General features: G+C 52.6%; 22 protein-coding genes and 10 tRNA genes. 25 read left to right on the forward strand and 7 right to left on the reverse strand.

Annotated features, from left to right (window positions below):
• Positions 1-6: 6 nt before the first annotated feature.
• The 4 genes from HCX89_RS05345 to HCX89_RS05360 all read right to left on the reverse strand — a co-directional run bounded on the left by HCX89_RS05345 (position 7) and on the right by HCX89_RS05360 (position 3,605).
• Positions 7-1,404: a TRAP transporter large permease gene (locus tag HCX89_RS05345; RefSeq protein ID WP_144132365.1), complete on the reverse strand. Its 1,398-nt coding sequence runs from the start codon at positions 1,402-1,404 to the stop codon at positions 7-9.
• A gap of 8 nt (positions 1,405-1,412) precedes the next feature.
• Positions 1,413-2,051 (reverse strand): TRAP transporter small permease, encoded by a 639-nt coding sequence (locus tag HCX89_RS05350; protein ID WP_144133698.1) that lies wholly within the window; start codon positions 2,049-2,051, stop codon positions 1,413-1,415.
• 45 nt (positions 2,052-2,096) lie between these two features.
• Complete coding sequence (locus tag HCX89_RS05355) at positions 2,097-3,116, reverse strand: TRAP transporter substrate-binding protein (protein WP_028781275.1); 1,020 nt, start codon at positions 3,114-3,116, stop codon at positions 2,097-2,099.
• Between the two features lie 261 nt (positions 3,117-3,377).
• Positions 3,378-3,605 (reverse strand): hypothetical protein, encoded by a 228-nt coding sequence (locus tag HCX89_RS05360; protein ID WP_025890110.1) that lies wholly within the window; start codon positions 3,603-3,605, stop codon positions 3,378-3,380.
• Between the two features lie 265 nt (positions 3,606-3,870).
• Between HCX89_RS05360 and gltX the strand changes: the two genes are divergently transcribed.
• The 11 genes from gltX (at position 3,871) to HCX89_RS05415 (ending at position 6,710) form a co-directional block, all read left to right on the forward strand.
• Positions 3,871-5,280 (forward strand): glutamate--tRNA ligase, encoded by a 1,410-nt coding sequence (gene gltX / locus HCX89_RS05365; protein WP_167715315.1) that lies wholly within the window; start codon positions 3,871-3,873, stop codon positions 5,278-5,280.
• Between the two features lie 106 nt (positions 5,281-5,386).
• A tRNA-Ala gene (locus tag HCX89_RS05370) sits at positions 5,387-5,462 on the forward strand.
• A gap of 51 nt (positions 5,463-5,513) precedes the next feature.
• Positions 5,514-5,589, forward strand: a tRNA-Glu gene (locus HCX89_RS05375).
• Between the two features lie 61 nt (positions 5,590-5,650).
• A tRNA-Glu gene (locus HCX89_RS05380) sits at positions 5,651-5,726 on the forward strand.
• 212 nt (positions 5,727-5,938) lie between these two features.
• Positions 5,939-6,014, forward strand: a tRNA-Glu gene (locus HCX89_RS05385).
• Between the two features lie 35 nt (positions 6,015-6,049).
• Positions 6,050-6,125, forward strand: a tRNA-Ala gene (locus HCX89_RS05390).
• Between the two features lie 37 nt (positions 6,126-6,162).
• Positions 6,163-6,238: transfer RNA gene (locus HCX89_RS05395), tRNA-Glu, on the forward strand.
• A 61-nt stretch (positions 6,239-6,299) separates the two neighbouring features.
• Positions 6,300-6,375 (forward strand) — tRNA-Glu (locus HCX89_RS05400).
• A gap of 35 nt (positions 6,376-6,410) precedes the next feature.
• Positions 6,411-6,486: transfer RNA gene (locus HCX89_RS05405), tRNA-Ala, on the forward strand.
• Positions 6,487-6,523: 37 nt separating this feature from the next.
• Positions 6,524-6,599, forward strand: a tRNA-Glu gene (locus tag HCX89_RS05410).
• Positions 6,600-6,634: 35 nt separating this feature from the next.
• A tRNA-Ala gene (locus HCX89_RS05415) sits at positions 6,635-6,710 on the forward strand.
• Between the two features lie 388 nt (positions 6,711-7,098).
• Here HCX89_RS05415 and HCX89_RS05420 read toward each other — a convergent pair.
• On the reverse strand, positions 7,099-8,928 hold the full coding sequence (locus HCX89_RS05420; protein WP_167715428.1) for an ABC transporter ATP-binding protein: 1,830 nt from the start codon (positions 8,926-8,928) through the stop codon (positions 7,099-7,101).
• 278 nt (positions 8,929-9,206) lie between these two features.
• On the opposite strand from HCX89_RS05420, the gene HCX89_RS05425 reads away from it, so the two are divergent.
• From HCX89_RS05425 to HCX89_RS05455, 7 genes are all read left to right on the forward strand, one after another.
• The gene (locus HCX89_RS05425; protein ID WP_167715317.1) at positions 9,207-10,820 is read left to right on the forward strand and encodes a DNA-3-methyladenine glycosylase 2 family protein; all 1,614 of its coding nucleotides are present in this window, start codon (positions 9,207-9,209) and stop codon (positions 10,818-10,820) included.
• 193 nt (positions 10,821-11,013) lie between these two features.
• The gene (locus HCX89_RS05430; RefSeq protein WP_167715430.1) at positions 11,014-11,496 is read left to right on the forward strand and encodes a methylated-DNA--[protein]-cysteine S-methyltransferase; all 483 of its coding nucleotides are present in this window, start codon (positions 11,014-11,016) and stop codon (positions 11,494-11,496) included.
• Positions 11,497-11,584: 88 nt separating this feature from the next.
• Positions 11,585-12,046, forward strand: a complete 462-nt coding sequence (locus HCX89_RS05435; RefSeq protein ID WP_025889437.1) for a dual specificity protein phosphatase family protein — start codon at positions 11,585-11,587, stop codon at positions 12,044-12,046.
• Positions 12,047-12,130: 84 nt separating this feature from the next.
• A complete protein-coding gene (locus HCX89_RS05440; RefSeq protein WP_167715319.1) occupies positions 12,131-13,648 on the forward strand; it encodes a phospholipase D family protein in 1,518 nt (505 codons plus the stop codon).
• Between the two features lie 75 nt (positions 13,649-13,723).
• Complete coding sequence (locus HCX89_RS05445; RefSeq protein ID WP_028781045.1) at positions 13,724-14,620, forward strand: chemotaxis protein; 897 nt, start codon at positions 13,724-13,726, stop codon at positions 14,618-14,620.
• Between the two features lie 141 nt (positions 14,621-14,761).
• On the forward strand, positions 14,762-15,982 hold the full coding sequence (sstT, locus tag HCX89_RS05450; RefSeq protein WP_025012087.1) for a serine/threonine transporter SstT: 1,221 nt from the start codon (positions 14,762-14,764) through the stop codon (positions 15,980-15,982).
• 638 nt (positions 15,983-16,620) lie between these two features.
• The gene (locus HCX89_RS05455; protein ID WP_232786082.1) at positions 16,621-16,956 is read left to right on the forward strand and encodes a hypothetical protein; all 336 of its coding nucleotides are present in this window, start codon (positions 16,621-16,623) and stop codon (positions 16,954-16,956) included.
• A 97-nt stretch (positions 16,957-17,053) separates the two neighbouring features.
• Here HCX89_RS05455 and HCX89_RS05460 read toward each other — a convergent pair whose 3' ends face one another.
• Both HCX89_RS05460 and HCX89_RS05465 read right to left on the reverse strand, forming a co-directional pair.
• On the reverse strand, positions 17,054-17,707 hold the full coding sequence (locus HCX89_RS05460; RefSeq protein WP_167715321.1) for an RluA family pseudouridine synthase: 654 nt from the start codon (positions 17,705-17,707) through the stop codon (positions 17,054-17,056).
• Between the two features lie 99 nt (positions 17,708-17,806).
• Positions 17,807-18,400: an ACP phosphodiesterase gene (locus tag HCX89_RS05465; RefSeq protein ID WP_028781043.1), complete on the reverse strand. Its 594-nt coding sequence runs from the start codon at positions 18,398-18,400 to the stop codon at positions 17,807-17,809.
• A 146-nt stretch (positions 18,401-18,546) separates the two neighbouring features.
• Between HCX89_RS05465 and HCX89_RS05470 the strand changes: the two genes are divergently transcribed.
• From HCX89_RS05470 to HCX89_RS05500, 7 genes are all read left to right on the forward strand, one after another.
• Positions 18,547-18,708, forward strand: a complete 162-nt coding sequence (locus tag HCX89_RS05470) for a hypothetical protein (protein ID WP_156029248.1) — start codon at positions 18,547-18,549, stop codon at positions 18,706-18,708.
• Positions 18,709-18,766: 58 nt separating this feature from the next.
• Positions 18,767-19,804, forward strand: a complete 1,038-nt coding sequence (gene queA / locus HCX89_RS05475) for a tRNA preQ1(34) S-adenosylmethionine ribosyltransferase-isomerase QueA (protein WP_044734801.1) — start codon at positions 18,767-18,769, stop codon at positions 19,802-19,804.
• A gap of 149 nt (positions 19,805-19,953) precedes the next feature.
• Positions 19,954-21,078: a tRNA guanosine(34) transglycosylase Tgt gene (gene tgt / locus HCX89_RS05480; RefSeq protein ID WP_028781041.1), complete on the forward strand. Its 1,125-nt coding sequence runs from the start codon at positions 19,954-19,956 to the stop codon at positions 21,076-21,078.
• A gap of 28 nt (positions 21,079-21,106) precedes the next feature.
• Positions 21,107-21,439: a preprotein translocase subunit YajC gene (gene yajC, locus HCX89_RS05485; protein WP_025011473.1), complete on the forward strand. Its 333-nt coding sequence runs from the start codon at positions 21,107-21,109 to the stop codon at positions 21,437-21,439.
• A gap of 17 nt (positions 21,440-21,456) precedes the next feature.
• Entirely contained in the window at positions 21,457-23,307 is a 1,851-nt protein-coding gene (secD, locus tag HCX89_RS05490) for a protein translocase subunit SecD (protein WP_044734800.1), read from the forward strand.
• 11 nt (positions 23,308-23,318) lie between these two features.
• On the forward strand, positions 23,319-24,266 hold the full coding sequence (secF, locus tag HCX89_RS05495) for a protein translocase subunit SecF (RefSeq protein WP_096142294.1): 948 nt from the start codon (positions 23,319-23,321) through the stop codon (positions 24,264-24,266).
• 249 nt (positions 24,267-24,515) lie between these two features.
• Complete coding sequence (locus HCX89_RS05500; RefSeq protein WP_025011475.1) at positions 24,516-24,833, forward strand: DUF2007 domain-containing protein; 318 nt, start codon at positions 24,516-24,518, stop codon at positions 24,831-24,833.
• Positions 24,834-24,836: the final 3 nt, after the last annotated feature.

Genomic DNA, 24,836 nt, shown 5'->3' on the forward strand with positions numbered 1-24,836 from the left:
CAAGGATTAAAAGCTCCGCAGCGAATCCAGATACTCAGGCAGGAACAGAGATACTTGAGGAACATAGGTGATCAGAATAAGGAACCCCAGTAACAGCAGCAGCCAAGGCAGGCAGGCATGGATTACCCAACCTATGCTCTTGCCTGTGATCCCCGAGGTCACAAACAGATTAAGCCCCACCGGCGGCGTCAGCATTCCTATCTCCATATTGACCACCATGATGATCCCAAGGTGAATGGGGTCGATCCCCAACTGGGTGGCGATGGGGAAGAGGATGGGCGCCATAATAAGCAAAATGGCTGATGGCTCCATAAAGTTACCTGCGGCCAGCAACAACAGGTTGACTATGATGAGAAAGCCCCAGGCAGGCAGGCCCATGCCGACTATGTTTTCGGCAATCATGTGAGGGATCCGCTCTGTGGTCAATACATGGGCGAACAGCATGGCGTTGCCTATGATAAACAGCAGCATGATGCTGACTTTGGCGCCATCCCTGACGACGGCGCGTATCTCTCTGTCGGCCGGTGTCTTGAGTAACCCCAGTAAGCTGTATCCCAGATTGCGGCCTATGGCTTTGACTATAGGCTCACCAGGATTGCGCCAGGCGACATTTTTCAGTGGCCCGATATCGCGATAGCCGAAGACGGCAATGAAATAGGCATAGATACAGGCGACCGCCGAGGCTTCCGTGGGGCTGGCGACCCCGCCGTAAATGGAACCCAGCACTATGACAATCAGCATCAGGCCACCCAGCGCCTTGGCCGTTGAGATAGAGAGCTTGCGAATGCCGGGGAAGGGCAGGGAAGGTAGTCCCTTGATACGGGCCACTATATAGATGGCCAGCATGATCAGCATCCCCGCCAGTAACCCAGGGATCAGCCCGGCCATAAACATCCGCGCCGCGGACACTTCGGTGGCTGCCGAATAAACCAGCATCACAATCGATGGTGGGATCAGTATTCCCAGGGTACCTGAGGTGGTAATAACCCCGGCGGCAAATTTTTCCGGATATCCGGCGCGGATCATGCCGACGATAACTATGGAGCCGATAGCTGCCACTGTGGCCGGAGAAGAGCCGGAGACGGCGGCAAACAACATACAGGCCATGACCGAGGCCATGGCTAAACCGCCGCGGATATGGCCGACACTGTCCATGGCGAAGTCGATGATCCGCCTGGCGACGCCGCCGGTGGAGAGAAAGGCCGAGGACAGAATAAAGAAAGGGATCGCCAGCAAAGTGTAGTGCTCTGAAGTGGACTCATAGAGTTTCAGGGCCACAGAGGCCAGCGAATCGTTGGAAAACAGTAAAATAGTCAGCATGCTGGAGAAACCCAGTGCAATGGCAATGGGCATGCCGAGCAGCATACAAACAAATAAGACGATAAAGAGGGTAGCTATTGTCATGGCGTTACCTACTCATGCTTGGAGTTGTTTTTGTCTTCGCCGGCTTCGTTTTCGTCTGCCAGGTGCATGCTTTCCTTGGCTTCATCGTGGAAGCTGAATCCTTGTGAGCGGTTGGTCAGAATGGCAAAAAACAGTTCAATGAAACGCCAGGTCAACATGGCAAAACCGATAATCAGAATGCTTTGGGAGATCCACAGTGGTACTGCCGGATCTTCCACATCTATGCGCAAGGTTTCCCAGGCAAAGTCGGGGTCCAGTTTGGCAACCAGGGCATGGGGGAAGTCGATATCTTCCATGGGTATCCCAATCTGATACATCTGGCTGAGATAATCCCAGCTGCCTTTAAGGAACAGGCAGCAATAGATCAAACAGATGACAGCAGCCAGCATGGCGGCGTATTTGCGGCCTGTCCTGGGAAGCTTTTTGACGAAGGCATCGACACCTATATGGGCACCGACTTTAACGCCGTATGACATGCCAAAGAGGACAAACCAACCACAGAGGGTCAAGGTCAGCTCCTGCATCCAGAGAAACCCTGTATTGAAAAAGAAGCGGGCAACGACTTCGACAAAGACAAGTACCGTCATCAGGGTGATCAATAAGTTGAGAAAGCCTTCCTCAAAGTAGCCCAAGGCGCGTGAAATCATATTGCTCTCCGCAGAAATTGCGGGGGCCGGAGCCCCCATACTGACTTACTGGTTGGCGGCCACGGCGGCATCTATCACGTCTTTGCCGATTTGGTCTTCAAATTTGGCCCATACCGGCTTCATTGCATCAACCCAGGCCTGGCGTTGCTCTGGGGTGAGCTCAACTACCAAAGAGCGTTTGGAGTCGATGATCAACTGGCGGTCCTGGTCATTCTTGTCACCGGCAATCTTGTTGCCATAGGCAATGGCTTCATCGAGCGCTTCTTTGATGATTTTCCGCTTATCGCCGGGCAGACTCTTCCAGAACGTGTTGGAGGTCACCACCATGTAGTCGAGCACACCATGGTTACTTTCGGTGATATGGCTCTGCACCTCGAAGAATTTTTTGGAGTAGATATTGGACCAGGTGTTTTCCTGACCATCTATGGCGCGGGTTTGCAACAAGGTGAACACCTCGGAGAAGGGCTTTTTAACCGCAGTTGCATCAACGGCGGCAAACTGGGCCGCCAGAACGTCAGAGGCCATAACCCGGAATTTTTTGCCGCTGGCGTCCTTGGGCAAAAGCAGCGGCTCATTGGCAGAGAACTGCTTCATACCATTGTGCAGATAACCGAGGCCAACAACGCCTTTTCGCTTCATGGAGTTCAGCAGCTTTTGCCCGGCTTCACTCTGCTGGAACTTGTCGACAGCGGCCATGTCTTTGAACAAAAACGGCAGATCGAACAGCTGCAGTTTTTTGGTGTAACGCTCGAACTTGGAAAGTGATGGCGCAACCAACTGCACATCGTTGAGCAGCAGTGCGGCCAGTTCATTGTTGTCTCCGAAGAGTTGTGAGTTGGGGAACACACTGACCTGATATTCACCCGGCAGGCGTTCTTCGACCAAGGCCTTGAACTTCAGTGCCATCTGGCCCTTGGGGGTGTTTTCTGCCACAACGTGGGAAAACTTAATCTCTACCGGTTCTGCCAGAACCGAGAAGCTCGCCAATGCGCCGGCCAAAGCCGTCACTTTGGCAAGGGTTTTCAGTGGCTGGGTAAAGAGTTTGGATGGATTGAATGCACTCATGATGTGTCCTTTTTATATGCTCTTGAGTTATTGAAAAATACGTACCCCAAAGTGCGTATCTCCAGCGGGAATACAGCCGACTTTCCCTAAGGTCTGTATTGGGTAAGGCAAGTAGTGCGCCAACTTGATTACTTTTTTGTAACTCATTGGTTGCTAAAGTGTAGTTTATTTGATGGATGTCACGCCTTTTTGCTGTTTGGGTGAGATCTTGCTCACGGTGTTGTCGACTTTGGGTGGAAAACCGCCTATTGCGACTTTGATTTACTTGGGGGGATCTATGCGCTTGAGCACGGCGTCACTGGGCAGTAGCTCCAGGTGCCCCTGCTCGTCAAAGTACCAGCCGGTAATAAAGCCTTTCTGACGCATAGTCACCAGGTTATGCATCACTTCTCTGGCTTCTTTTTGCGCCGTTTGCTCGTCATAGTCGTTGGTGTGCTTCAAATAGGCCGCAATGCTGGCGAGGGAAGCCGATTGACTGATTCCTGTCATAGCCTCTGTTCCACAAAAAAGATGCTTTCCTGAAGCGTAGTTGAAAATTTAGCCAGCGTGAAAGAAGCGCTGGTATTACAGCCTGGAGCGCTATCCGGGTGTGTCTTACCCTGGATATGGCTCGGCAGGGCAATCCAGGGCCGCAATATCTATCTTGTGACTGTCGGCCAGAGCTCTTTTCCCCTGTAGGGTTAGGCTGCTAGAATATGCGCACTTTTCATTTGCCTGCCTGGCAGGCGTTTATTCTTAAGGTTAGTGTTCAATTATGACCACCAAGACGCGTTTTGCTCCCAGCCCTACCGGCTTTCTTCATGTGGGCGGTGCCCGTACGGCTCTATACTCCTGGTTGCACGCTCGTGCCAATAATGGCGAGTTTGTGCTGCGTATCGAAGATACGGATCTTGAGCGTTCTACTCAGGAGGCGGTTGATGCCATTCTGGAAGGGATGGAATGGTTGGGCCTGAATTGGGACGAAGGTCCTTACTATCAGACCAAACGCTTCGATCGATACAACGAGATCATCGCTCAGATGTTAAAAGAGGGCACGGCTTACAAGTGTTATTGCTCTCGTGAGCGCATTGAAGCTCTGCGTGAAGAGCAGGCCGCCAAGGGTGAACGCCAGAAGTATGATGGCTGCTGCCGTGATGCCGCTCCCCGTGATACAGATGAACCTTATGTAGTGCGTTTCAAAAACCCACAGGAAGGCAGCGTGGTTTTTGATGATCATGTTCGCGGCCGGATTGAAATTGCCAACGAAGAACTGGATGACCTAATCATTGCCCGCAGCGACGGTACTCCTACTTATAACTTCTGTGTGGTGGTTGATGATTGGGATATGGGTATCACTTGCGTGGTTCGCGGTGAAGACCATATCAATAACACCCCAAGACAGATCAACATTCTCAAGGCCCTGGGTGCACCCGTTCCTGAGTATGCCCACGTATCCATGATCCTGGGTGACGATGGTGCCAAGCTTTCCAAGCGTCACGGCGCAGTGAGCGTAATGCAGTATCGTGATGACGGTTATCTGCCGGAAGCCTTGCTGAATTACCTGGTGCGTTTAGGCTGGTCTCATGGCGATCAGGAGATCTTCTCTCTGGAGGAGATGAAGCAGTTCTTCAAATTGGACGATATCAACAAGGCGGCTTCGGCATTCAATACCGAAAAGCTGATTTGGTTGAACCAGCACTATATGAAGTCGCTGGATCCAGAATATGTGGCCGGTTTCCTCGAATGGCACATGCGTGATCAGCAGATAGATCCCAGTAATGGCCCGGCACTGGCTGAAATCGTTACTGCATTGGCAGAGCGTAGCAAGACACTCAAAGAGATGGCTACCTCCAGCCGTTACTTCTATGAAGACTTCGAGGCGTTTGATGAAGCACAGGCCAAGAAGCACTTGCGTGGGGTCGCATTGGAACCCTTGCAACTGGTGCAACAGAAGTTGGCAGCTTTGCCTGAGTGGACTGTGGAAGCGATTCACAATGCCATTGAGTCAACTGCGGCCGAACTGGAGGTGGGAATGGGTAAAGTCGGCATGCCTTTGCGGGTTGCCGTGACAGGTGCGGGCCAATCTCCTGCTCTGGATTTAACCTTATTTCTCATTGGGAAAGCTCGTTGCGAGCAAAGAATCTCCAAAGCGGTTGAATTTGTAGCAGCCAGAATAAATTCCTAAAAAAGGCGTTGACACATTTGGGTGTGCTGCATAGAATGCGCCTCGCAGTTGAGGCACAGGGCAGCAAGTTGCTGGCAGTACACTCAAACGTAATGAGAGATAGCTTGGGGCTATAGCTCAGCTGGGAGAGCGCTTGCATGGCATGCAAGAGGTCGACGGTTCGATCCCGTCTAGCTCCACCAACTTCTCTCAATAAGCTCTTTTTAAGCCGAGTTTAAATGCTTAAGTCCGGGGTCCCCTTCGTCTAGAGGCCTAGGACACCGCCCTTTCACGGCGGTAACAGGGGTTCGAATCCCCTAGGGGATGCCAATTTTCGCAGTGTTTAGTAAAACCTGTACTCTTATCACAGAGGTTAAACAGTGAGTCCGGGGTCCCCTTCGTCTAGAGGCCTAGGACACCGCCCTTTCACGGCGGTAACAGGGGTTCGAATCCCCTAGGGGATGCCATTTTCGCAGTGTTTAACAAAACCTGTACTCTTATCACAGAGGTTAAACAGTGAGTCCGGGGTTGGCTTAGCCTAGAGGCCTAGGGCACCGCCCACTTTCCTTGGGTAGAGAGTCGGCGGTAACCGTGGTTCGAATCCCCTAGGGGATGCCGCATTTTGCAGCGTTTAGTAAAACCTGCACTCCTTTCACAGAGTCTAAAACGTGAGTCCGGGGTCCCCTTCGTCTAGAGGCCTAGGACACCGCCCTTTCACGGCGGTAACAGGGGTTCGAATCCCCTAGGGGATGCCACATTTTTCGAGAGATTTTGTTTTTGACAGAATTTCGGGGCTATAGCTCAGCTGGGAGAGCGCTTGCATGGCATGCAAGAGGTCGACGGTTCGATCCCGTCTAGCTCCACCAAATACTCTTATCACAGAGGTTAAACAGTGAGTCCAGGGTCCCCTTCGTCTAGAGGCCTAGGACACCGCCCTTTCACGGCGGTAACAGGGGTTCGAATCCCCTAGGGGATGCCAATTTTCGCAGCGTTTAGCAAAACCTGTACTCTTATCACAGAGGTTAAACAGTGAGTCCGGGGTCCCCTTCGTCTAGAGGCCTAGGACACCGCCCTTTCACGGCGGTAACAGGGGTTCGAATCCCCTAGGGGATGCCACATTTTCCAAGAGATTTTGTTTTTGGCAGAATTTCGGGGCTATAGCTCAGCTGGGAGAGCGCTTGCATGGCATGCAAGAGGTCGACGGTTCGATCCCGTCTAGCTCCACCAAATACTCTTATCACAGAGGTTAAACAGTGAGTCCGGGGTCCCCTTCGTCTAGAGGCCTAGGACACCGCCCTTTCACGGCGGTAACAGGGGTTCGAATCCCCTAGGGGATGCCACATTTTCCGAGAGATTTTGTTATTAACAGAATTTCGGGGCTATAGCTCAGCTGGGAGAGCGCTTGCATGGCATGCAAGAGGTCGACGGTTCGATCCCGTCTAGCTCCACCAAAGATTCTCCTTCAAGAGAAACACTAACCACCTTAGGGTGGTTTTTTGTTATTTATCTCTTCAACGTTTGCTTCCTATCGAAAACAGCACGCTCTAACCCCGAATGGACTGTTAGAGTATTTATCCAACCATGTATCGAGACATGGCCCCAAAATGCAGATCTTATTAACTGCTCTTATCAGGTTCAGGCTTCACTACCGATACGTCAGATTGTTTTGCCCGGATACCCGCCGAGTTACTACTTGAGTAAAAAGTCGCTACTCGAGTAAGCAAGTCGCAGTTAGTCAAGGTAAGTGTCTCTTTACATGGAAGGCTTAAAAAACAGGAAGCCGCGATGGCTTCCTGGAATGTTGTTCTATGCTGAAAAGCAGGGCGGTATATAGATATTTTAGTCTACACCAATAAAACCGCCTGTTTGGTGGGCCCACAGCTGGGCGTAAATCCCTTTGCTGCGGATCAGTTCCTGATGGCTGCCTTGTTCGACGACTTTGCCCTGATCCAGCACTATCAATCTATCCATAGCGGCTATGGTTGATAGCCTGTGAGCGATAGCGATAACGGTTTTTCCTTCCATCAGTTGATAGAGGCTTTCCTGAATTGCCGCTTCCACTTCCGAGTCGAGTGCCGAGGTGGCTTCATCCAGGATCAGGATTGGCGCATCTTTCAATAGCACTCTGGCGATGGCAATACGCTGCCTTTGACCGCCGGATAATTTGACACCCCGTTCACCCACCTGGGCATCCAGCCCGGTATTTCCCGACGGATCTGTCAAAGAGGCGATAAACTCACTGGCCTGGGCCTTGATGATGGCTTGCTCCAGTTCCTCTTCAGTGGCATCGGGACGACCATAAAGAATATTTTCTCTGATGGATCTGTGCAGCAAGGAGGTATCCTGAGTCACCATGCCTATCTGTGAGCGCAGCGAATCCTGGGTGACTTTACGTATATCCTGACCATCTATCAGAATTTTTCCCTTTTCCACATCATGAAAACGCATCAGCAGATTGACCAAGGTGGACTTACCGGCACCCGAACGACCCACCAGACCGACTTTTTCACCTGGCTTGATCTGTAAATCCAGGCCTTCCAGCACGCCGCTCTGTTCTCCATAGTGAAAGCTGACCTTATCGAAAACGATTTGTCCTTGCTCAACCAAAATGGCTTTGGCGTCTTCGGCATCCAGAATGCGGGTGGGTTTGGACAGGGTGCTCATACCATCGGCCACTGTCCCTATATTTTCAAACAGTGAGCTGATTTCCCACATTATCCATTGCGACATGCCGTTAAGGCGCAGCGCCAGGCTGACGGCGATCGCTATGGCGCCGACACTGATGGCACTGTCGCTCCAGAGCCAGATGGATACGGCTGCCACGCTAAAGGCCAGGAAATAGTTCAGCAGCTGCACACTGACGTTAATTCCGGTGACCAGACGCATCTGCCGGTGCACGGTATCCAGGAAGGTTTTCATGCTCGACTGAGCGTATTCGGCTTCCTGTTGGGTGTGGGAGAAGAGTTTGACTGTGGCAATATTGGTGTAACTGTCGACGATTCGACCCGTCATGGTTGAGCGGGCATCGGCCTGCTCGGTAGACACGGCTTTCAGCTTGGGCACGAAATACCACTGCAGGCCGATATATATGGCAAGCCATGCCAACATGGGCAGCATCAAGCGCATATCGGCACTGGCTATCATCACCAACATGGAGGTGAAATACACCATTATGTAGACCAGCACGTCCAAGAGTTTCATCACGGTTTCCCGCACCGCCAGAGAGGTTTGCATCACCTTGGTGGCTATGCGGCCGGCAAAGTCGTCCTGATAGAAGGAAACACTCTGTTTCAAAAGGTATTTGTGCGCCAGCCAGCGGATGGCCATCGGATAGTTGCCCAGCAGACTTTGGTAGACAATCAAGGCGTGCAGCAAGATGAGTACAGGCAAGAGCACGAGTACCAGCAAAGTCATGCCGAGTAACTTGAGTCCTTCATCCTGCAGCAGGGTTTGTGGATCCTTGTCTACCAGCCAGTCAACCAATTGTCCCATAAAGCCAAACAGCGACACTTCCAGCATGGCCAGAATCGCAGTCAATATTGACATCAATATCAGCGGTCGTTCGAAACCTTTGGTGTAGTGGCGGCAAAAAGCATAGAGCCCTTTGGGCGGCGGAGATGGATCTATATCCGGCAGTGGATCCGTCCAGTGTTCAAAGCGGGAAAACAACGTCTTTATCATGGCCTTCTCTTGGCAAACTGTTATGGGCGATTTATCTCTTGGCAAAGAATGATTCTTGCCCTGTTATGCGGGCAGACATCGGGCCTTGCGGATCTGGAGTGATTTTTATTCAAGCCGTTCCAGCATACCCAATTTTTATCTGTAGGGCAGCTATTATTCCGGATCAATAGTTTGGGTTTGGTCTCGGGGTTCAGTTCCGTTTTCCGCTGGTTTCCCCCGTGTTCGCGGGGTAATCTGCATCCAGGTTATAGACGATAGCGAAACAGATGATGACGATTTTTACCGAGCTCAGCACCGACACCTGTCGCCGGGCGAGACTTAGTCGCGATCCCAGGTTTGATGGCCGCTTCTTTATCGGGGTGAAGACGACGGGGATCTATTGCCGGCCTATCTGCCCAGCGGTGGCGCCGAAAGAGGAAAATGTCGATTACTTTTTCTCGGCCGCCGCCGCGGCAAATCAAGGTTTGCGCCCCTGTTTGCGTTGCCGGCCGGAAAGTGCGCCCGGCTCCTGTGCTTGGAAAGGCACGAGAACCACGCTGGAGCGGGCGGTAACCCTGATAGAGCAGGGCGCCTTGAGCGGCGAGTCGGCGAAAGGTGTCGAGCACTTGGCACAGCGCCTCGGGATCAGCAGTCGTTATCTGCGCAAGCTGTTTGTCGAAGCGCTGGGCCTGTCTCCCAAGCAATACGCTGCGTTTCAGCAATTGATGTTTGCCAAGCAGTTGCTGCACCAAACCCGGCTCCCTATCACGCAGGTGGCCTTGGCTGCGGGATACACAAGTATTCGCCGTTTCAACGAAGTGTTTCAGAGTCAGCTGCAGCTTACCCCGTCGGCGCTCAGACGTAGCGTTGATACGCAAATGGACGACAGTAACAGGCTGCAACTTTTTTTGAGTTACCGGCCGCCTTATGCCTGGCAAGCGCTACTTGATTTTTATCGCCTGCGGGCGGTAACAGGAATGGAGTGGTTTGAACTTAATGGCCGCCAGGGCTATGGTCGCAGCCTGTTACTCAACAGCGACAAAGGCGGGTTCAAAGCTTGGTTTTTTGCCGAGTTGCAGGCCTCGCAAAATAGAGTCGCAGTTACCCTGGCATTGGAAGAGGGCGCCGAGCTTAGCTTGTTGCCGGTATTGGTCAATCGGATAAGAAGGATATTGGATCTCGACGCTGATATGCAGCAGGTTGAGCAAGTGTTGCAACCTATCACACTGGCAGACTCCACCTTTGGTTGGGAGCCGGGGCTGAGGCTGCCGGCAGCAGGCTCTCTGTTTGAAGCCGGGGTGCGGGCTGTTCTGGGCCAGCAGGTCAGCGTTACCCAAGCCACAAAACTGTTGGGGCAGTTGGTGGCAGCCAGAGGTGAGAGGCGAGTTATCGCCGGGCGCGAAATCAGCTTCTTTCCCGAGCCAGAAAGCATGTTGGCGGCGGACTTTGACGAGTTGAAAATGCCCGCAAGCAGAAAGACGGCATTGGCTGAGTTGGCGCGTTTTCAGCTTGAGCATGGTGATACCGAGCCCGAGGCTTGGCTCAGTTTGAAAGGGATTGGCCCCTGGACCATAGCCTACGCCAGAATGCGCGGGTTGTCGGATCCTGATGTGTTGCTCGGCGGCGATTTGATAATCCGTAAACGTCTGCTCACGCTGCTTGGTGAAACGACAATCTCGACCGAGGTTAACGGGAACTTGGCTCAACTTAACCCGGATTCGGCTAAACAAGGTGCAGTTGGTCAGCATAAAGGCAAGAAAAGTGCTGACAAGAAAAGTATGGACAACAAGAGTGACGCCAAGAAAAGTGCGGCCCATTACCAAGCGTTACTGCAAGGTGTCACTGAAGCGGCGTCGCCCTGGGGCAGTTATCTTACTTTGCAACTTTGGCAGTCGGCATAGAACCCATTAATAGCAATGAATGAAGAGCTCTGAGATGGGTTGCAGAGGTGACAGGCATCAGGGTCAAACTCCTATTCAAAAGCCATAAAATCAAGGGATTAATCCTATGAATACACAAGATAAACCGAGCTTGGCCGTATCGCTGAGTAAAGAGTGGCCGGCAGCAGAATTGGTGCCGGTGGCGGAGCTTATCATGGATTCGGCTGTGGGCAGGCTGTGGCTTGCTGCGGGGCCGCATGGGTTGTCACATCTGTCGGTTTTGACGGGGGATGACAGAGAGCGCCGGATCCCGCTGGCGAGCGCGAGTGCGGCGCAAAAGGCGCGGGCTGAGGCGATATTGGCGCAGACCAAGAGCCAGCTATTGGAGTATTTTGCTGGCGCTAGACAGGTCTTCGAGTTGCCTTTGGCTCCCAAAGGGACACGCTTTCAACGCGCCGTTTGGCAGGCGTTGGTGGGGTTGTCCTACGGCAGCTTCACCAGTTACGGCGAGCTGGCCATAAAGATTGATAACCCGAAAGCGGTCCGCGCAGTCGGCACTGCCAATGGCGCCAACCCGATAGCGATCATCGTGCCTTGTCACAGAGTCATAGGCAAGGATGGCAAGTTGACCGGTTATGCCTGGGGCCTGGCCATGAAGCAACAACTGCTTGACTTGGAAGCAGGTCGTCCAAGTTAATCTTTTTGGCATAAATCAACGAAATCCTCTGGCGATTTGAGGTATTCTGAAGCCTGACTGAAGTCGCGTATTACTGAGGAAAACACAGATGCAACCACTCTTTTGGCTGGAAGAGGGAGAGTTGGCAGGAAGCCGGGGCCCAGCAGGCCAGAACTGGGATCTCGATGAGCTGCAGCGCTCCGGGATAGGCGCGATTCTTTCCCTGGCTGAAAATGTGGCGGCCGATTGGCCTCAGTCGCCATTTGAGTTTGCCTGTATCCCTTTGCCGAGTGGAGAAACCCCGCTGGATGCCGATTTACGGCTCTGTGTCGAGCAGTTGCCCAAGGCGCTCGACTTTATCAAGCGCCAGCGTGCAGCCGGGCTAGGGGTACTGGTTCATTGCGAGTCTGGGCAAAACCGTACCTGTCTGTTGCTGGCCTACTATCTGATGGAACATGGTGTGGCACCGCTGCATGCGGTTGCCCGTATTCGAGCGGTGGCCGATGCTGCCTTTGAATCCCATGGCTGGGATCAGTTTGTGTTCGATGTGCTCTATGCTTTACAGGAATAGCAAGCCAGAGCTGGAGGCGGGAATGCTGGATCCCGGAACGAATTAATGCTTGAATACTCTTCACTATTTCGAAGAATATTCAAAATGTTGCCACAGTTTGGAATACTGTTGATCCTCTTGTCCTTGCTGAGTGCCTGTAGCTCGGCACCGACACGGGATCCCGCTTACAGCGACTCCAGCTATCTGGCAACGCCGGAGAGTTCTGTCTTGCTGGATTATCTGGAACCTCAATTATCCATCCACCCATCGCAGACGGGTGTGCTGCCGTTGGCCGAAGGTGTCGATGCCTTTATTGCCAGGTTGGCGCTTATCCGCAGTGCCCAGAGCAGTATTGATCTGCAGTACTACATTTATCGGGCCGATGAAACCGGCAAAACCCTGGTGTGGCAACTGTTGGAAGCCGCCGAGCGCGGTGTGCGGGTAAGGCTGCTGCTGGATGACACCACGAGTGCGCCGCTCGAATCCGGACTGGCGGCCTTGAATCATCATCCCAATATTCAGGTTCGCCTCTATAACCCGGTATATTCCCGCACCTTCAGAGGCTTGTCTTGGCTGTTCAGTTTCACCCGCTTGAACCACAGAATGCACAATAAGTCGCTGACGGTGGACAACATGGTTTCTGTGGTGGGAGGGCGCAACATAGGCAATGAGTACTTTTCTGCCAACGATGAACTTGAGTTCGGTGACTTTGACTTGCTCGCCATAGGAAAAGCCGTCCCGGCTATCTCTGATCAGTTTGATCTTTACTGGAATGCGCCGCTGACCATTCCACTTGAGCAGCTGCTGCCCAAGCGTCTGACCCGGGAAAAACTGCTGCAGGCCGATGCCAAGATGCGGCAGGAGCAGCAGGCGATGCAGGATCACCCCTATTATCAGCGCCTGTTGCAGAGCCAGTTGATAACCAACATGGAGCAGCAGCAACTCGACTGGTATTGGGGCGAAGCCAAGGTGTTGTTTGACCCGCCCGATAAGCTGCGCAGCGCCGAGCCCGAGAGTTGGATGCTGGCCGATATCGGTCGTTTTCTGTCCCAGGTTGAAAACAACATACTGATCATTTCGCCCTATTTTGTGCCCACCGCCAAAGGGGCCGATGCCCTGGCACAGGCGGTAGCCAATGGCATTGAGGTTACTGTGGTGACCAATAGCCTGGCCGCCACAGATGTAGTGGCCGTGCATGCCGGCTACAAGAAGTATCGTAGGCAACTGCTGGAAGCCGGTGTCAGCCTCTATGAAGTCAAGGCCGACCCTGACCATAAGCCTTCTTCATGGCGCGGCAGCTCACGCACCAGTCTACATGCCAAAACTTTTGTGCTGGACGATAAAGATGTGTTCGTCGGCTCGTTCAATTTTGATCCCCGCTCTGCCTGGATCAATACTGAAATGGGAATTCTGCTACATCAGCCCAAGCTTGCCGAACACATGCAGCGGCAACTGGGCGGCGCCTTGCTGCACAATGCTTACCGATTGGCGCTGGAGGAGGATGAGCTGGTGTGGCACGACGATGCCAAACAAGAGGTGTTCTATAATGAGCCTGCCGCCGGTTTCTGGCGCCGTCTCAGTGCCGATATCCTCAGCCTTTTGCCTATTGAGTCGCAATTGTGAACTGCAGTAGGCCACCATAGGTTCAAGCCTGTGTTATCCTGAAGCGTTTAACTTATTGTCTGTTATGGTGTTGTTATGAAGAGTAAGGCCAATCAATCTCAGGGACTGCTGCTGTTTCATCTGTCGGCAAGCCAGCTGTTTGCCATCGGCACCTTGAAGATCCGTGAGTTGGTACCTTATATGCCACTAAACCAGATCCCCCAATCTCATTCGGCTGTGATGGGTGCGGTAAACTTCAGAGGACACACTATTCCCGTAGTGGATATGGCGGCGGCCGTCGGTTATCGCCCGGTCACCGCAGAGGAGCGCAAGAGCTGTTTTATCATCATCACAGATTGTCAGCGGATGGAGATAGGCTTTCTGGTTCGCGGCATAGACAAGATCCTCGAATGTAACTGGCGAGATATTGAATCACCGCCGGATAACCTGGGACGCAATGCCTATCTGACCGGGGTGACCCGCTACGACAATAAGCTGGTACAACTGCTGGATGTTGAGTTGCTGCTGTCGAAGATTTTCCCGATTGCGGCCCAGAGTGTGGCCATGCTGACCGATGTGCAAAGGGAAAGGTTGAAACCGCTGCGGATCTTGCTGGTGGACGACTCCAAGGTGGCCAGAAAGCAGCTGTCCGATGCGCTGGACTCCATAAATATCCCCTATGAAGTTACCTCAAACGGTGCTCAGGCTTTGGCCATCATGGAAAAGGCCGCGGCCGAAAAGCGCCCAGTGGATCTCCTGGTGAGCGACATCGAAATGCCAGGTCTGGATGGTTATGAACTCGCCTTTGAGGTGAGAGACAAACCGGCACTCGCCGGAGCTTATATTATTCTGCATACCTCGCTTTCCAGTGAGATCAGTGTCAGCCAGGCGCACCAGGTAGGTGCCAACGAAGCCCTCACCAAGTTCGATGCCCATGAACTCATCGAAGCTATGCTCAGAGGCGCCCAAATTGCACAAGATAGTCAAAAATGACATCACTGTTGCCAAAATGCGTGCTCAGGGTTATCCAGACGACACAAATAGGCTTCAAAGCTAGACATTAGCGGTTTCATCCGCTAAAAACGTAACTCCTGTGGCACTGGTGCCAGAAAGATAATAACGACAGGTCAGGCAATGAACCAATCTTCTTTACTTTTGGCCCGATTGGCCAAGAGCAGTCTTGTACTGCAAATCCTTTTGGGGATCATCGCGGGCATGGGGCTCGCACACTTTGCTCCGGAATGGGCAAAGAGCGTTTCTTTCCTTGGAGATCTTTTTGTCGGCGCGCTTAAGGCGATAGCGCCGATCCTGGTATTTCTGCTGGTGGCGGCATCGATTGCCAATCAGAAGAAAAATACCAAGAGCAATATGCGGCCAATTATCGCTTTGTACCTGTTCGGTACTTTTGCCTCGGCACTTACAGCTGTGGTAATGAGCTTTATGTTTCCCACCACACTCAAGCTCAGGGCGCCTGAACAGTTATTGTCGCCGCCGCAAGGTATTCTGGAAGTTCTCAATACTCTGTTGTTCAAATTGGTCGACAACCCAGTCAATGCTCTGATGAATGCCAACTATATCGGTATTCTGGCTTGGGGTATTGGTCTTGGATTGGCACTGCATCATTCCAGTGATTCGACCAAACAGGTATTTGCCGATGTCAGTCATGGGATCTCACAGATGGTGCGCTTTATTATCCGCTTGGCGCCGATAGGCATTTTCGGTCTGGTGGCCGTGACCTTTGCCGAGAGCGGTTTTGAGGAAGTGTACAATTATGGCCGTCTGCTCGGCGTCTTGCTGGGAAGCATGGCTATCATAGCCCTGGTCGTGAATCCGCTCTTGGTGTTCTACAAGACAAGACGCAATCCTTACCCGCTGGTGTTCGCTTGTCTGAGAGAGAGCGGCGTAACCGCCTTCTTTACCCGTTCGAGCGCCGCCAATATTCCGGTGAACATGGCCTTGTGTGAGCGCCTCAAACTGCATAAAGACACCTATTCGGTTTCTATTCCTCTGGGGGCCACTATCAACATGGGCGGCGCGGCAATTACCATTACAGTACTGACCCTGGCAGCGGTGCATACCACAGGCACCAGTGTCGACCTGCCTACCGCTTTGCTGTTGAGCCTGGTGGCCGCTGTGTCGGCTTGTGGTGCCTCCGGGGTAGCCGGTGGTTCACTGCTGCTGATCCCTCTGGCTTGTAGCTTGTTTGGCATCAGCGACAGCATCGCCATTCAGGTGGTGGCTGTTGGCTTTGTTATCGGGGTCATTCAGGATGCGGCCGAAACTGCACTGAACTCTTCTACCGATGTGTTGTTTACCGCGGCAGTCTGCCAGGCCGAAGAGCGCAAGCTAAGCTAAGGAAGGTGCGAACAAGTCCCATGCGTGCTCTGCGTCGGCTTACAGGCCTGGATGCAAGGCGTGGTTCGCAGTAAATGGCCCTAGTCCTTTGCAAGAAGCACAACACAGCAGGCAGGCCTGTAAGCCACGCCCTTCGGGGCTTTCACAGCAACCAGCTTTCTGCGTTATCCGACTTCGACAGGCCCCGGCATGCCTTCAGTCAGATGCCTTGAACGCCAATTGCTGTGCAAGCCACTCTCTACAAAAGAGAAGGCCACGAGGACTTATTCGCACCTTCCCTAAGAAATATTGTTGAAGATAAAGGGCGGCCTCGGGGCCGCCCTTTATTTTTGGCCCCATTTGCCATGGTGTGACCGTTTAAACGGCCGACGGGAAGGGCATTGTGTGAGTCATTTCATAAATTGCTTAAATTAGCTGCAATAAGTGATCTTGATCACACTTTTATTTTTTCACTGGGCTACACTGCGCACATTAGAGAGATTTCATTCTAACTTATTGGTTTTTAATGATTTTGAATCAAATTTTTCACTTTTCTGTTACTTTTGGCCGGGTAAAGGGGCACTATGAGTTCTATGCTTAATGTCATGCATTTGGGGTCAGTCAAAGAGGCTGGGCTGACATGGTTTAAGGGTATGGATATGTCTGGAGTAGAAAAGCGCAAGCGTCTGCACCGACAGAACGAACAACAGCGAGAATTTCTTGGTTGTTGGCAGGATAGTCGCCCCGGCAGTGGTGAAGAACTGACCCTGTATCGTGAAGGTGGCAAGCTGTTTTTGGAAACCTGGTTCAGCGATGGTTGCCACAGCGTGGATGAGATGAGGTCCAAACAGATCAATGCCGGTTTATGTCTGGAAGATATGGGTGGTAACCTGTTTGGTGAGTACTTTATTTTAACCGCAGAGGGCAAGCTGCAGTTTTGCACCGAAGGAGGCGATAGCTTCAGTCTGGAACCCAAATCTGTGATGAGTGCCTGATAGCAGTCTGATTAAGTCTTGAAAAGAAAACGTCCGCTAAGCGGGCGTTTTCTTTAGCTGTTTTTTCTAAGGCTTTCTTTATCAAGCCTTGCAAGGGTCAGAAAGGTGACAGGCTGACAAAATGCATCTCGGCGCCCGAGTAAGGGTGGCAAAATGCCAGGCTGGCAGCATGCAGACAGAGCCGCGGACGGGCATTTTCAATCTCACACCCACCATAGAAATCATCCCCTAAAATCGGATGCCCCAATGCGAGCATGTGGACTCTGAGCTGGTGAGTCCGGCCGGTTTCCGGTTGCAATGCCACCAGGGTGGAATCTTCACGGCGCTCAAGTACCTTGTAGTGAGTGACCGCTCTCTTACCTTGCTCCGAGACTTGCTGCAGAGGCGGATTGGCCTTATCCGCTGCCAGTGGCAAGTCGATAACACCGGCTGGCTGTTCAAGATATCCTGCCACCTCGGCCACATACAGTTTATCGCTTTGCCGCTCTTGAAACTGAGTCTTGAGACTGGACTCGGCGGCCTTGTTGCGGGCGAAAACCATGATCCCTGAGGTGGCGCAGTCCAGCCTGTGCACCAATATGGTTTCCGGATACAGGCGTTGCAAGCGGGTGAGGGCGCAGTCATGGGTTACGGCGGCGCGACCAGGGTTGGACAACAGCCCGGATGGCTTGTTGATGATGATAATATCGCGATCCAGATAGCGGATATCGAGCCAGGGCAGGGCCGGTGGGCGGTACTCAAAAACTTGCATGAACTCTCCTTCGTGAAGGCGCAATTCTAACAAAGCCATAGGCCCGGCAAAAGTGGCTTTGTGGGTTCACCGAACGTGGCAGTTGGCACTTTGCCTCAATCAGAGAAATTCTGCCGGGGTCTTTCTGGCCCATATCCGGCTGTAAGCCATCAATTGCGGGTAAAAGGTTCGAAAGGCGATTTCAATTTCGGTATCGAGTTTTTGCAGCGCCTGTTGGGCGCCGTTGAACAGCTCAGGTTTTGAAAGGCGGCGACTCACACCTGTCACCGCACTGTTGAGTCCCTGGCGGCTTTGATAACTCAATAGCCAATTCTGCTGTTCCATCACAGGCGCCAGTTTGGTTAAGCCTTCGGGTAGGGAGGGAGTTTGCCTTAGGCTCTCGTAGGCCTTGTTGCAAAAGGCAGCTAAAGGTTGATGATGATATTCCTCCCAGTATTTGGCCAGCATATGGTCAAAGGCCAAATCCATCAGTACAGGCGCCACTCTGGCAAGCGGCTTGGGGAAAGTACGCACTAACTCGCGGGTTAACTCGTGGCTATCGGTCAACTTGTCTATCTGTCTATGGAGCCAGAGCCCTTGTTGCAAATGTTTGGGAAACTGTTGGATATTGCCTTTGGCAAAGTCGCCGGCGAGATTGGCGCCGAGAGAGGTTTGGCTGATATCGGCCAGATGCAGGTGTGCAAGGAAGTTCATATTGGCTACTGGGTGTCGAATTCGCCCTCAAGTTACCATGACAAGCCGGCAAATGAAAACAGTCTCTGGCGCCTCGATGAATGTTCTCTTTTTGCTCAGTGAAATAAGATGCTACGCTTAGCGTTCGGTGACGCAGAGGATCAAGGATGATGTGGGACTGGTTCAATAAACTTATCAACAAAACGCCCCGGCCCCAGAGACGCAGGGTCGAGGTGGACATTCCGTTCGAGCAACTCGAATATCGGCGCGAGCCCTTCGATGACAACAAGCCCCTTGCCGAAACGGCAAACGAACCGCTGGAGCCTTGATCTTAACGCCTCAAATCCCTAGACTAGCCGCCGTTTCCAGCTAAGCCGAGGCCCATTCATGCGTGTAGCAGACTTTTCTTTCGATCTTCCAGAGGAACTGATTGCCAAGTTCCCTATGGAGAAACGCAGTGCGTCCAGATTATTGACTCTGGATGGTAACAGCGGGGCCCTTAGCGACTGCCGCTTCACCGAATTGTTGAACCTGGTTCAGCCAGGCGATCTCATGGTATTCAACAATACCCGGGTTATTCCGGCGCGCCTATTTGGGCAGAAGGCAACCGGCGGTAAGCTGGAAATCCTGGTGGAGCGGATGCTGGATGATAAGCGGGTGCTTGCCCATGTGCGCAGCTCCAAGTCGCCGAAAGAAGGCAGTGAAATTTTACTCGATGGCGGCTTCAAGATGTTGATGATAGCGCGTCACGATGCGCTGTTTGAACTTGAACTGGTATCCGGTCCGAGTGTACTCGAAGTGCTTGAGCAGGTAGGCCATATGCCGTTGCCACCCTATATAGACCGTCCCGATGAAGATGCCGACAAAGAGCGCTATCAGACAGTTTATAACCAAACCCCGGGTGCGGTTGCGGCGCCGACAGCCGGTTTGCACTTTGATGACAATATGTTGGCCGAGCTGAAAGCCAAAGGCGTGGATATTGCCTTTGTGACCCTGCATGTTGGCGCCGGTACTTTTCAGCCGGTGAGGGTCGATAACGTGCTGGAACACAAGATGCATTCTGAGTGGGCCGAAGTGCCGGCCGAGGTGGTGACAAAAATCCACAACACCAAGGCGGCCGGGAAACGGGTGATCGCGGTTGGCACCACTTCGGTGCGCTCGCTCGAGAGCGCAGCCCGCGCCAGTGAAGGCGAATTGCAGGCCTTCAAAGGGGATACAGATATTTTCATCTATCCCGGATATGAGTTTCAGGTAGTGGATGCCATGGTCACCAACTTCCACCTGCCGGAGTCGACGCTCATCATGTTGGTCAGTGCTTTTGCCGGCTTTGATGAGGTGATGAACGCCTATCGGCACGCGATTGCCGAAAAATACCGCTTTTTCAGTTACGGTGATGCCATGTTTGTGACTAAAAAAGCTCACTGATTATGACTTTTGTTTTAAAATACCCGCCTCAATGAGCGGGTATTTTGTCTTAAGGGTGAACCTTTTGCCTTTTTGACCCTCTGTTGTCTATACGCTGCGGCCTAAGTCCGCGTAATTAAGGTCAGACTGTTTCTCTGACGAGGTAAATCATGAAATTTGAATTGGATACAACTGATGGCCGCGCACGCCGGGGCCGATTGATTTTTGACCGTGGCACTGTCGAAACCCCGGCTTTTATGCCGGTTGGAACTTACGGCACTGTGAAGGGGATGACTCCGGAAGAAGTGCGCGCCACCGGAGCCGATATTCTGCTTGGGAACACTTTCCACCTCTGGCTGCGCCCAGGTGAAGAGATCATGCGTAAGCATGGTGACCTGCATGATTTCATGAACTGGCAACGGCCGATTCTTACCGACTCGGGTGGTTTCCAGGTTTTCAGTCTCGGTGATATCCGCAAGATCACCGAAGAAGGGGTGCATTTCCGCTCGCCCATTAACGGCGAAAAGATTTTCATGGATGCCGAGAAGTCGATGCAGATCCAATATTCGCTCGGCTCGGATGTGGTGATGATTTTCGATGAGTGCACGCCGTATCCGGCCACTCATGACGAAGCCCGCAAGTCGATGCAGATGTCACTGCGCTGGGCAAAACGTTCACGGGATGAGTTCGACCGCCTGGAAAACCCCAACTCACTGTTCGGGATTATTCAGGGCAGTGTCTATGAAGATCTGCGTGATGAAAGCCTCAAGGGCTTGTTGGAAATAGGTTTTGACGGCTATGCCGTCGGCGGCTTGGCTGTAGGGGAACCCAAGGCGGACATGCACAGAGTACTGGAGCATGTTTGTCCGCAGATCCCAACAGACAAGCCCCGTTATTTGATGGGGGTAGGCAAACCGGAGGATCTGGTTGAAGGCGTACGTCGCGGTATCGACATGTTTGACTGTGTGATGCCAACCCGTAATGCCCGCAACGGCCACCTGTTTGTCACAGAAGGTGTTATCAAGATCCGCAACGCGCGGCATCGTGACGACACATCACCGCTGGATCCGGAATGTGACTGCTACACCTGTAAGAACTACTCACGGGCGTATCTGTACCATCTGGACCGCTGTAATGAAATTCTCGGGGCCCGTCTCAATACCATACATAACCTGCGTTACTACCAAAGGTTAATGGAAGGTTTGCGCGGCGCCATTGAGACAGGTACATTAGACGCCTTTGTGAAGGACTTCTATGGTCGTCAAGGCCGTGAAGTACCTGAATTGGTGGATTGATTTTATTTGCTGATAAGAAGAGAAAAATATGTTTATTTCAAATGCTTACGCTAGTGCGGCCGGTGCTCCTCAGTCTGGCGGTACCATGGAATTGGTGTTCATGCTGGTGATCTTCGGTCTGATCTTCTATTTCATGATCTTCCGTCCTCAGTCCAAGCGTGTTAAAGAGCACAAAAATCTGATGGCGTCCCTGGGTAAGGGCGACGAAGTCCTGACCAGCGGTGGCATCATAGGCAAAATTGCCAAGATCAGCGACGAGAATGATTATGTTCTGCTGAGCCTGAACGACAGCACCCAGATCACCATCAAAAAAGATTATATCGCGGCGGTATTGCCAAAAGGCTCTATCCAGTCGCTATAAGCCAAGGGGGCTGAGGCGTGTTAAATAAGTATCCTTTATGGAAGAACTTGATGGTGGTGATTATCATCGCCATCGGGGCTTTCTATGCCGTACCTAACCTCTTTGGTGAGGATCACGCGGTACAAGTGGTGGGCACCCGCGGTGCGGATGTGACTGTCACTACCCAGACACAGGTTAACGACTTGCTGCAAAGCAAGGGGATAGGTGTCAAGCGTTCCGAGTTGGAAAACGGTCAGTTACTTGTCAGAGTCAACAATGCCGAACAGCAGTTGTTGGCCAAAGAAGCGATAGCCGAAGCCTTGGGTGACAAGTTCAGCGTGGCGTTGAACCTGGCACCGGCCACACCGGCTTGGCTTGAGTCTCTCGGTGGTTCACCGATGAAACTGGGTCTTGACCTTCGTGGTGGTGTGCACTTCCTGATGGAAGTGGACATGGGCGAAGCCATTCGCAAGATGGAAGAAGCCAAGATCGCCGATTTCCGCAGTCAGCTGCGGGAAGAGGGGATCCGCTACTCGGGTGTCAAGGCTACGGCCAAAGGTATTGAGATCAAGTTCCGCGATGCCGAGAACCTGGCCAAGGCCGAGAGTTTCCTGAAGAGTCGCTCCAACGATATGGTATTCAGCGATGCCAGCGAGGGCAGCAACTTTGCCCTGATGGCCACCATGAGCGAAGTCTACCTCAAGCAGGTGAAAGAAGACGCTCTGTCGCAGAACATCACCACTATTCGTAACCGGGTGAACGAACTTGGGGTTGCTGAACCCGTTGTACAACGTCAAGGCGCCGAGCGCATTATCGTAGAACTGCCTGGGGTACAGGATACGGCTCGCGCCAAAGAGATCCTCGGGGCGACCGCTTCCATTGAATTCCATATGGTCGATGAGAAAGCCGACATGAATGCGGCGCAATCGGGACGGGTGCCACCCGGTTCCGAGGTGTATCCTCGTCGTGAAGGCGGTATTGCCGTATTGAAGAAAGAGGTGATGCTGACCGGTGATCATATTACCGGCGCTCAGCCAAGCTTCGACCAATACAGCCGGCCTCAGGTGAGTATCAGCCTGGACGCCAAGGGCGGCAGTATCTTCTCCAACGTGACCAAGGACAACATCGGCAAACCGATGGCAACTCTGTTCATCGAGTATAAGGACAGCGGCAAGCGTAACCCTGACGGCAGCGTGAAGATGGATAAGATAGAGGAAGTGATCTCTGTCGCAACCATTCAGGCTCGCCTCGGCCGTAACTTTGTTATCACGGGTCTGTCTCATGGTGAAGCCCAGAACCTGGCGTTGCTGCTGCGTGCCGGCGCGCTGATTGCACCTGTATCCATAGTGGAAGAACGCACCATAGGCCCAAGCCTGGGTGCCGAAAACATTGAAAATGGGATGCAGGCGATGCTCTGGGGTATGGCCGTGGTATTGATCTTCATGCTGATCTACTACCGCGCCTTTGGTGTTATTGCCAACCTGGCGCTGTGTGCCAACCTGATCATGGTTGTTGGTGTGATGTCGATGATCCCGGGCGCAGTGCTGACTCTGCCGGGTATCGCCGGTATGGTGCTGACCGTGGGTATGGCGGTGGATGGCAACGTGCTTATCTATGAGCGTATCCGTGAGGAGCTTCGCGCAGGTCGCAGTGTTCAGCAGGCTATTCATGAAGGTTATGGCAACGCGTTCTCCACCATTGCCGATGCCAACATTACTACCTTCATCACCGCACTTATCCTGTTCGCAGTGGGCAGCGGCGCCATCAAAGGCTTCGCCGTGACCCTGATGATAGGTATCGCGACATCCATGTTTACCGCTATTGTCGGCACCCGGGCGATTGTAAACGCCATGTGGGGCGGCAAGCGCGTGAAGAAACTGTCGATCTGAGGAAGCTGATTATGTTGCAGATTTTATCATTTAAAGGCTCTATCAACTTCCTGCGTCACGCTCTGCCCATCAGTATTATGTCGGCAGTGCTGGTAGTGGCTTCCCTGGCTTCCCTGGCAACCAAGGGGATCAACTGGGGACTGGATTTCACCGGTGGCACCTCTGTCATCATGGAATTCAGTAAACCCGCTAACCTGGACGAGCTGCGTCTTGCCTTGGACACTGAGCTGACCTCGGGCGCCGTGGTACAGAACTTCGGTTCCAGCCGCGATGTGGTAGTGCGCCTGCAGGTGCGAGAAGGCATCAAGAGCGACCTTCAGGTCAAGGAAGTCTTCGCCGCTGCAGCCAAACAAGACCAGGCTGTGCAGCAAAAGAGCGTAGAATTTGTCGGCCCTCAGGTCGGTAAAGAATTGGCAGAGCAGGGCGGCCTGGCGGTACTGGTTGCGCTTATCTGTATTCTTATCTACGTCTCTTTCCGGTTCGAGTGGCGTCTGGCCATGGGCTCGGTTGCCGCACTGGCGCACGACGTGATAGTGACACTGGGCTTGTTCTCCTTCCTGCAGTTGGAGTTTGACCTGACGGTACTGGCAGGCTTACTGACCGTGGTGGGTTACTCGCTCAACGATACTATCGTGGTGTTTGACCGTATCCGTGAGAACTTCCTCAAGATGCGTAAGGCAACACCTGTGGAAGTGGTGAATACCTCAATCACCCAGACCATGAGCCGTACCATTATCACCACCGGAACCACGCTTATTACTGTGGTTGCGCTGTTCCTCAAGGGCGGCACTCTGATCCATGGCTTTGCCACGGCATTGCTGATGGGGATTTTGGTGGGTACTTACTCCTCCATCTATGTGGCGAGCTTCCTGGCAATTAAGCTTGGGATCAATCGTGAGCATATGATGCCGGTGGAAGTAGAGAAAGAAGGCGCCGATCAGCCCTCGCTGATGCCCTGATAAACCCAAGTTGAGAAAGCCACCCGCGGGTGGCTTTTTTGTGTCTGGATAGCTGGAAACGATTTTGAAGTCAGGCTCCCCAATCAGTTTTTGGTGTAGATTTGCGGTTTTGTTATCAAAAAGTAAATTCACTTAATTCTGTCACTCGACAGTCCAGGCGTTTATCAGTAGCATGGGCAGCGGATCCTTCCACAGGATCCATTCCTTAATTTCTCTGCTGCGGCAGAGCCTAAAGTTGTAGGAAGAAACATGGAAGAACGAAAAGTCATGGTAGCCGGTGGTAATCTGCTGCAGGCTCATACCTGGAAGGGAATGCTTGAGACCTCAGGATTGAGGGTCGAACTGCGTGGTGAAGCTCTGCTGGGCGGTGTGGGAGAGTTGCCGGTTGATATGCAAACCGTTGAACTTTGGGTCCCGGAATCTCAGCAGGAGCAGGCTCAATCGCAGCTGGCCAGTCTCAATGCCGATAGACCCCAGTGGCAGTGCCTGCAATGTCATGAATTCAACGATGCCAGTTTTGAGCTCTGTTGGCAGTGCAGCGCCGAACGCAGCGAGTGCCATAATTAAGTT

The sequence above is a fragment of the Shewanella sp. Iso12 genome, from assembly GCF_012030025.1.
In the GTDB taxonomy this organism is placed as follows: Bacteria; Pseudomonadota; Gammaproteobacteria; order Enterobacterales; family Shewanellaceae; genus Shewanella; species Shewanella algae.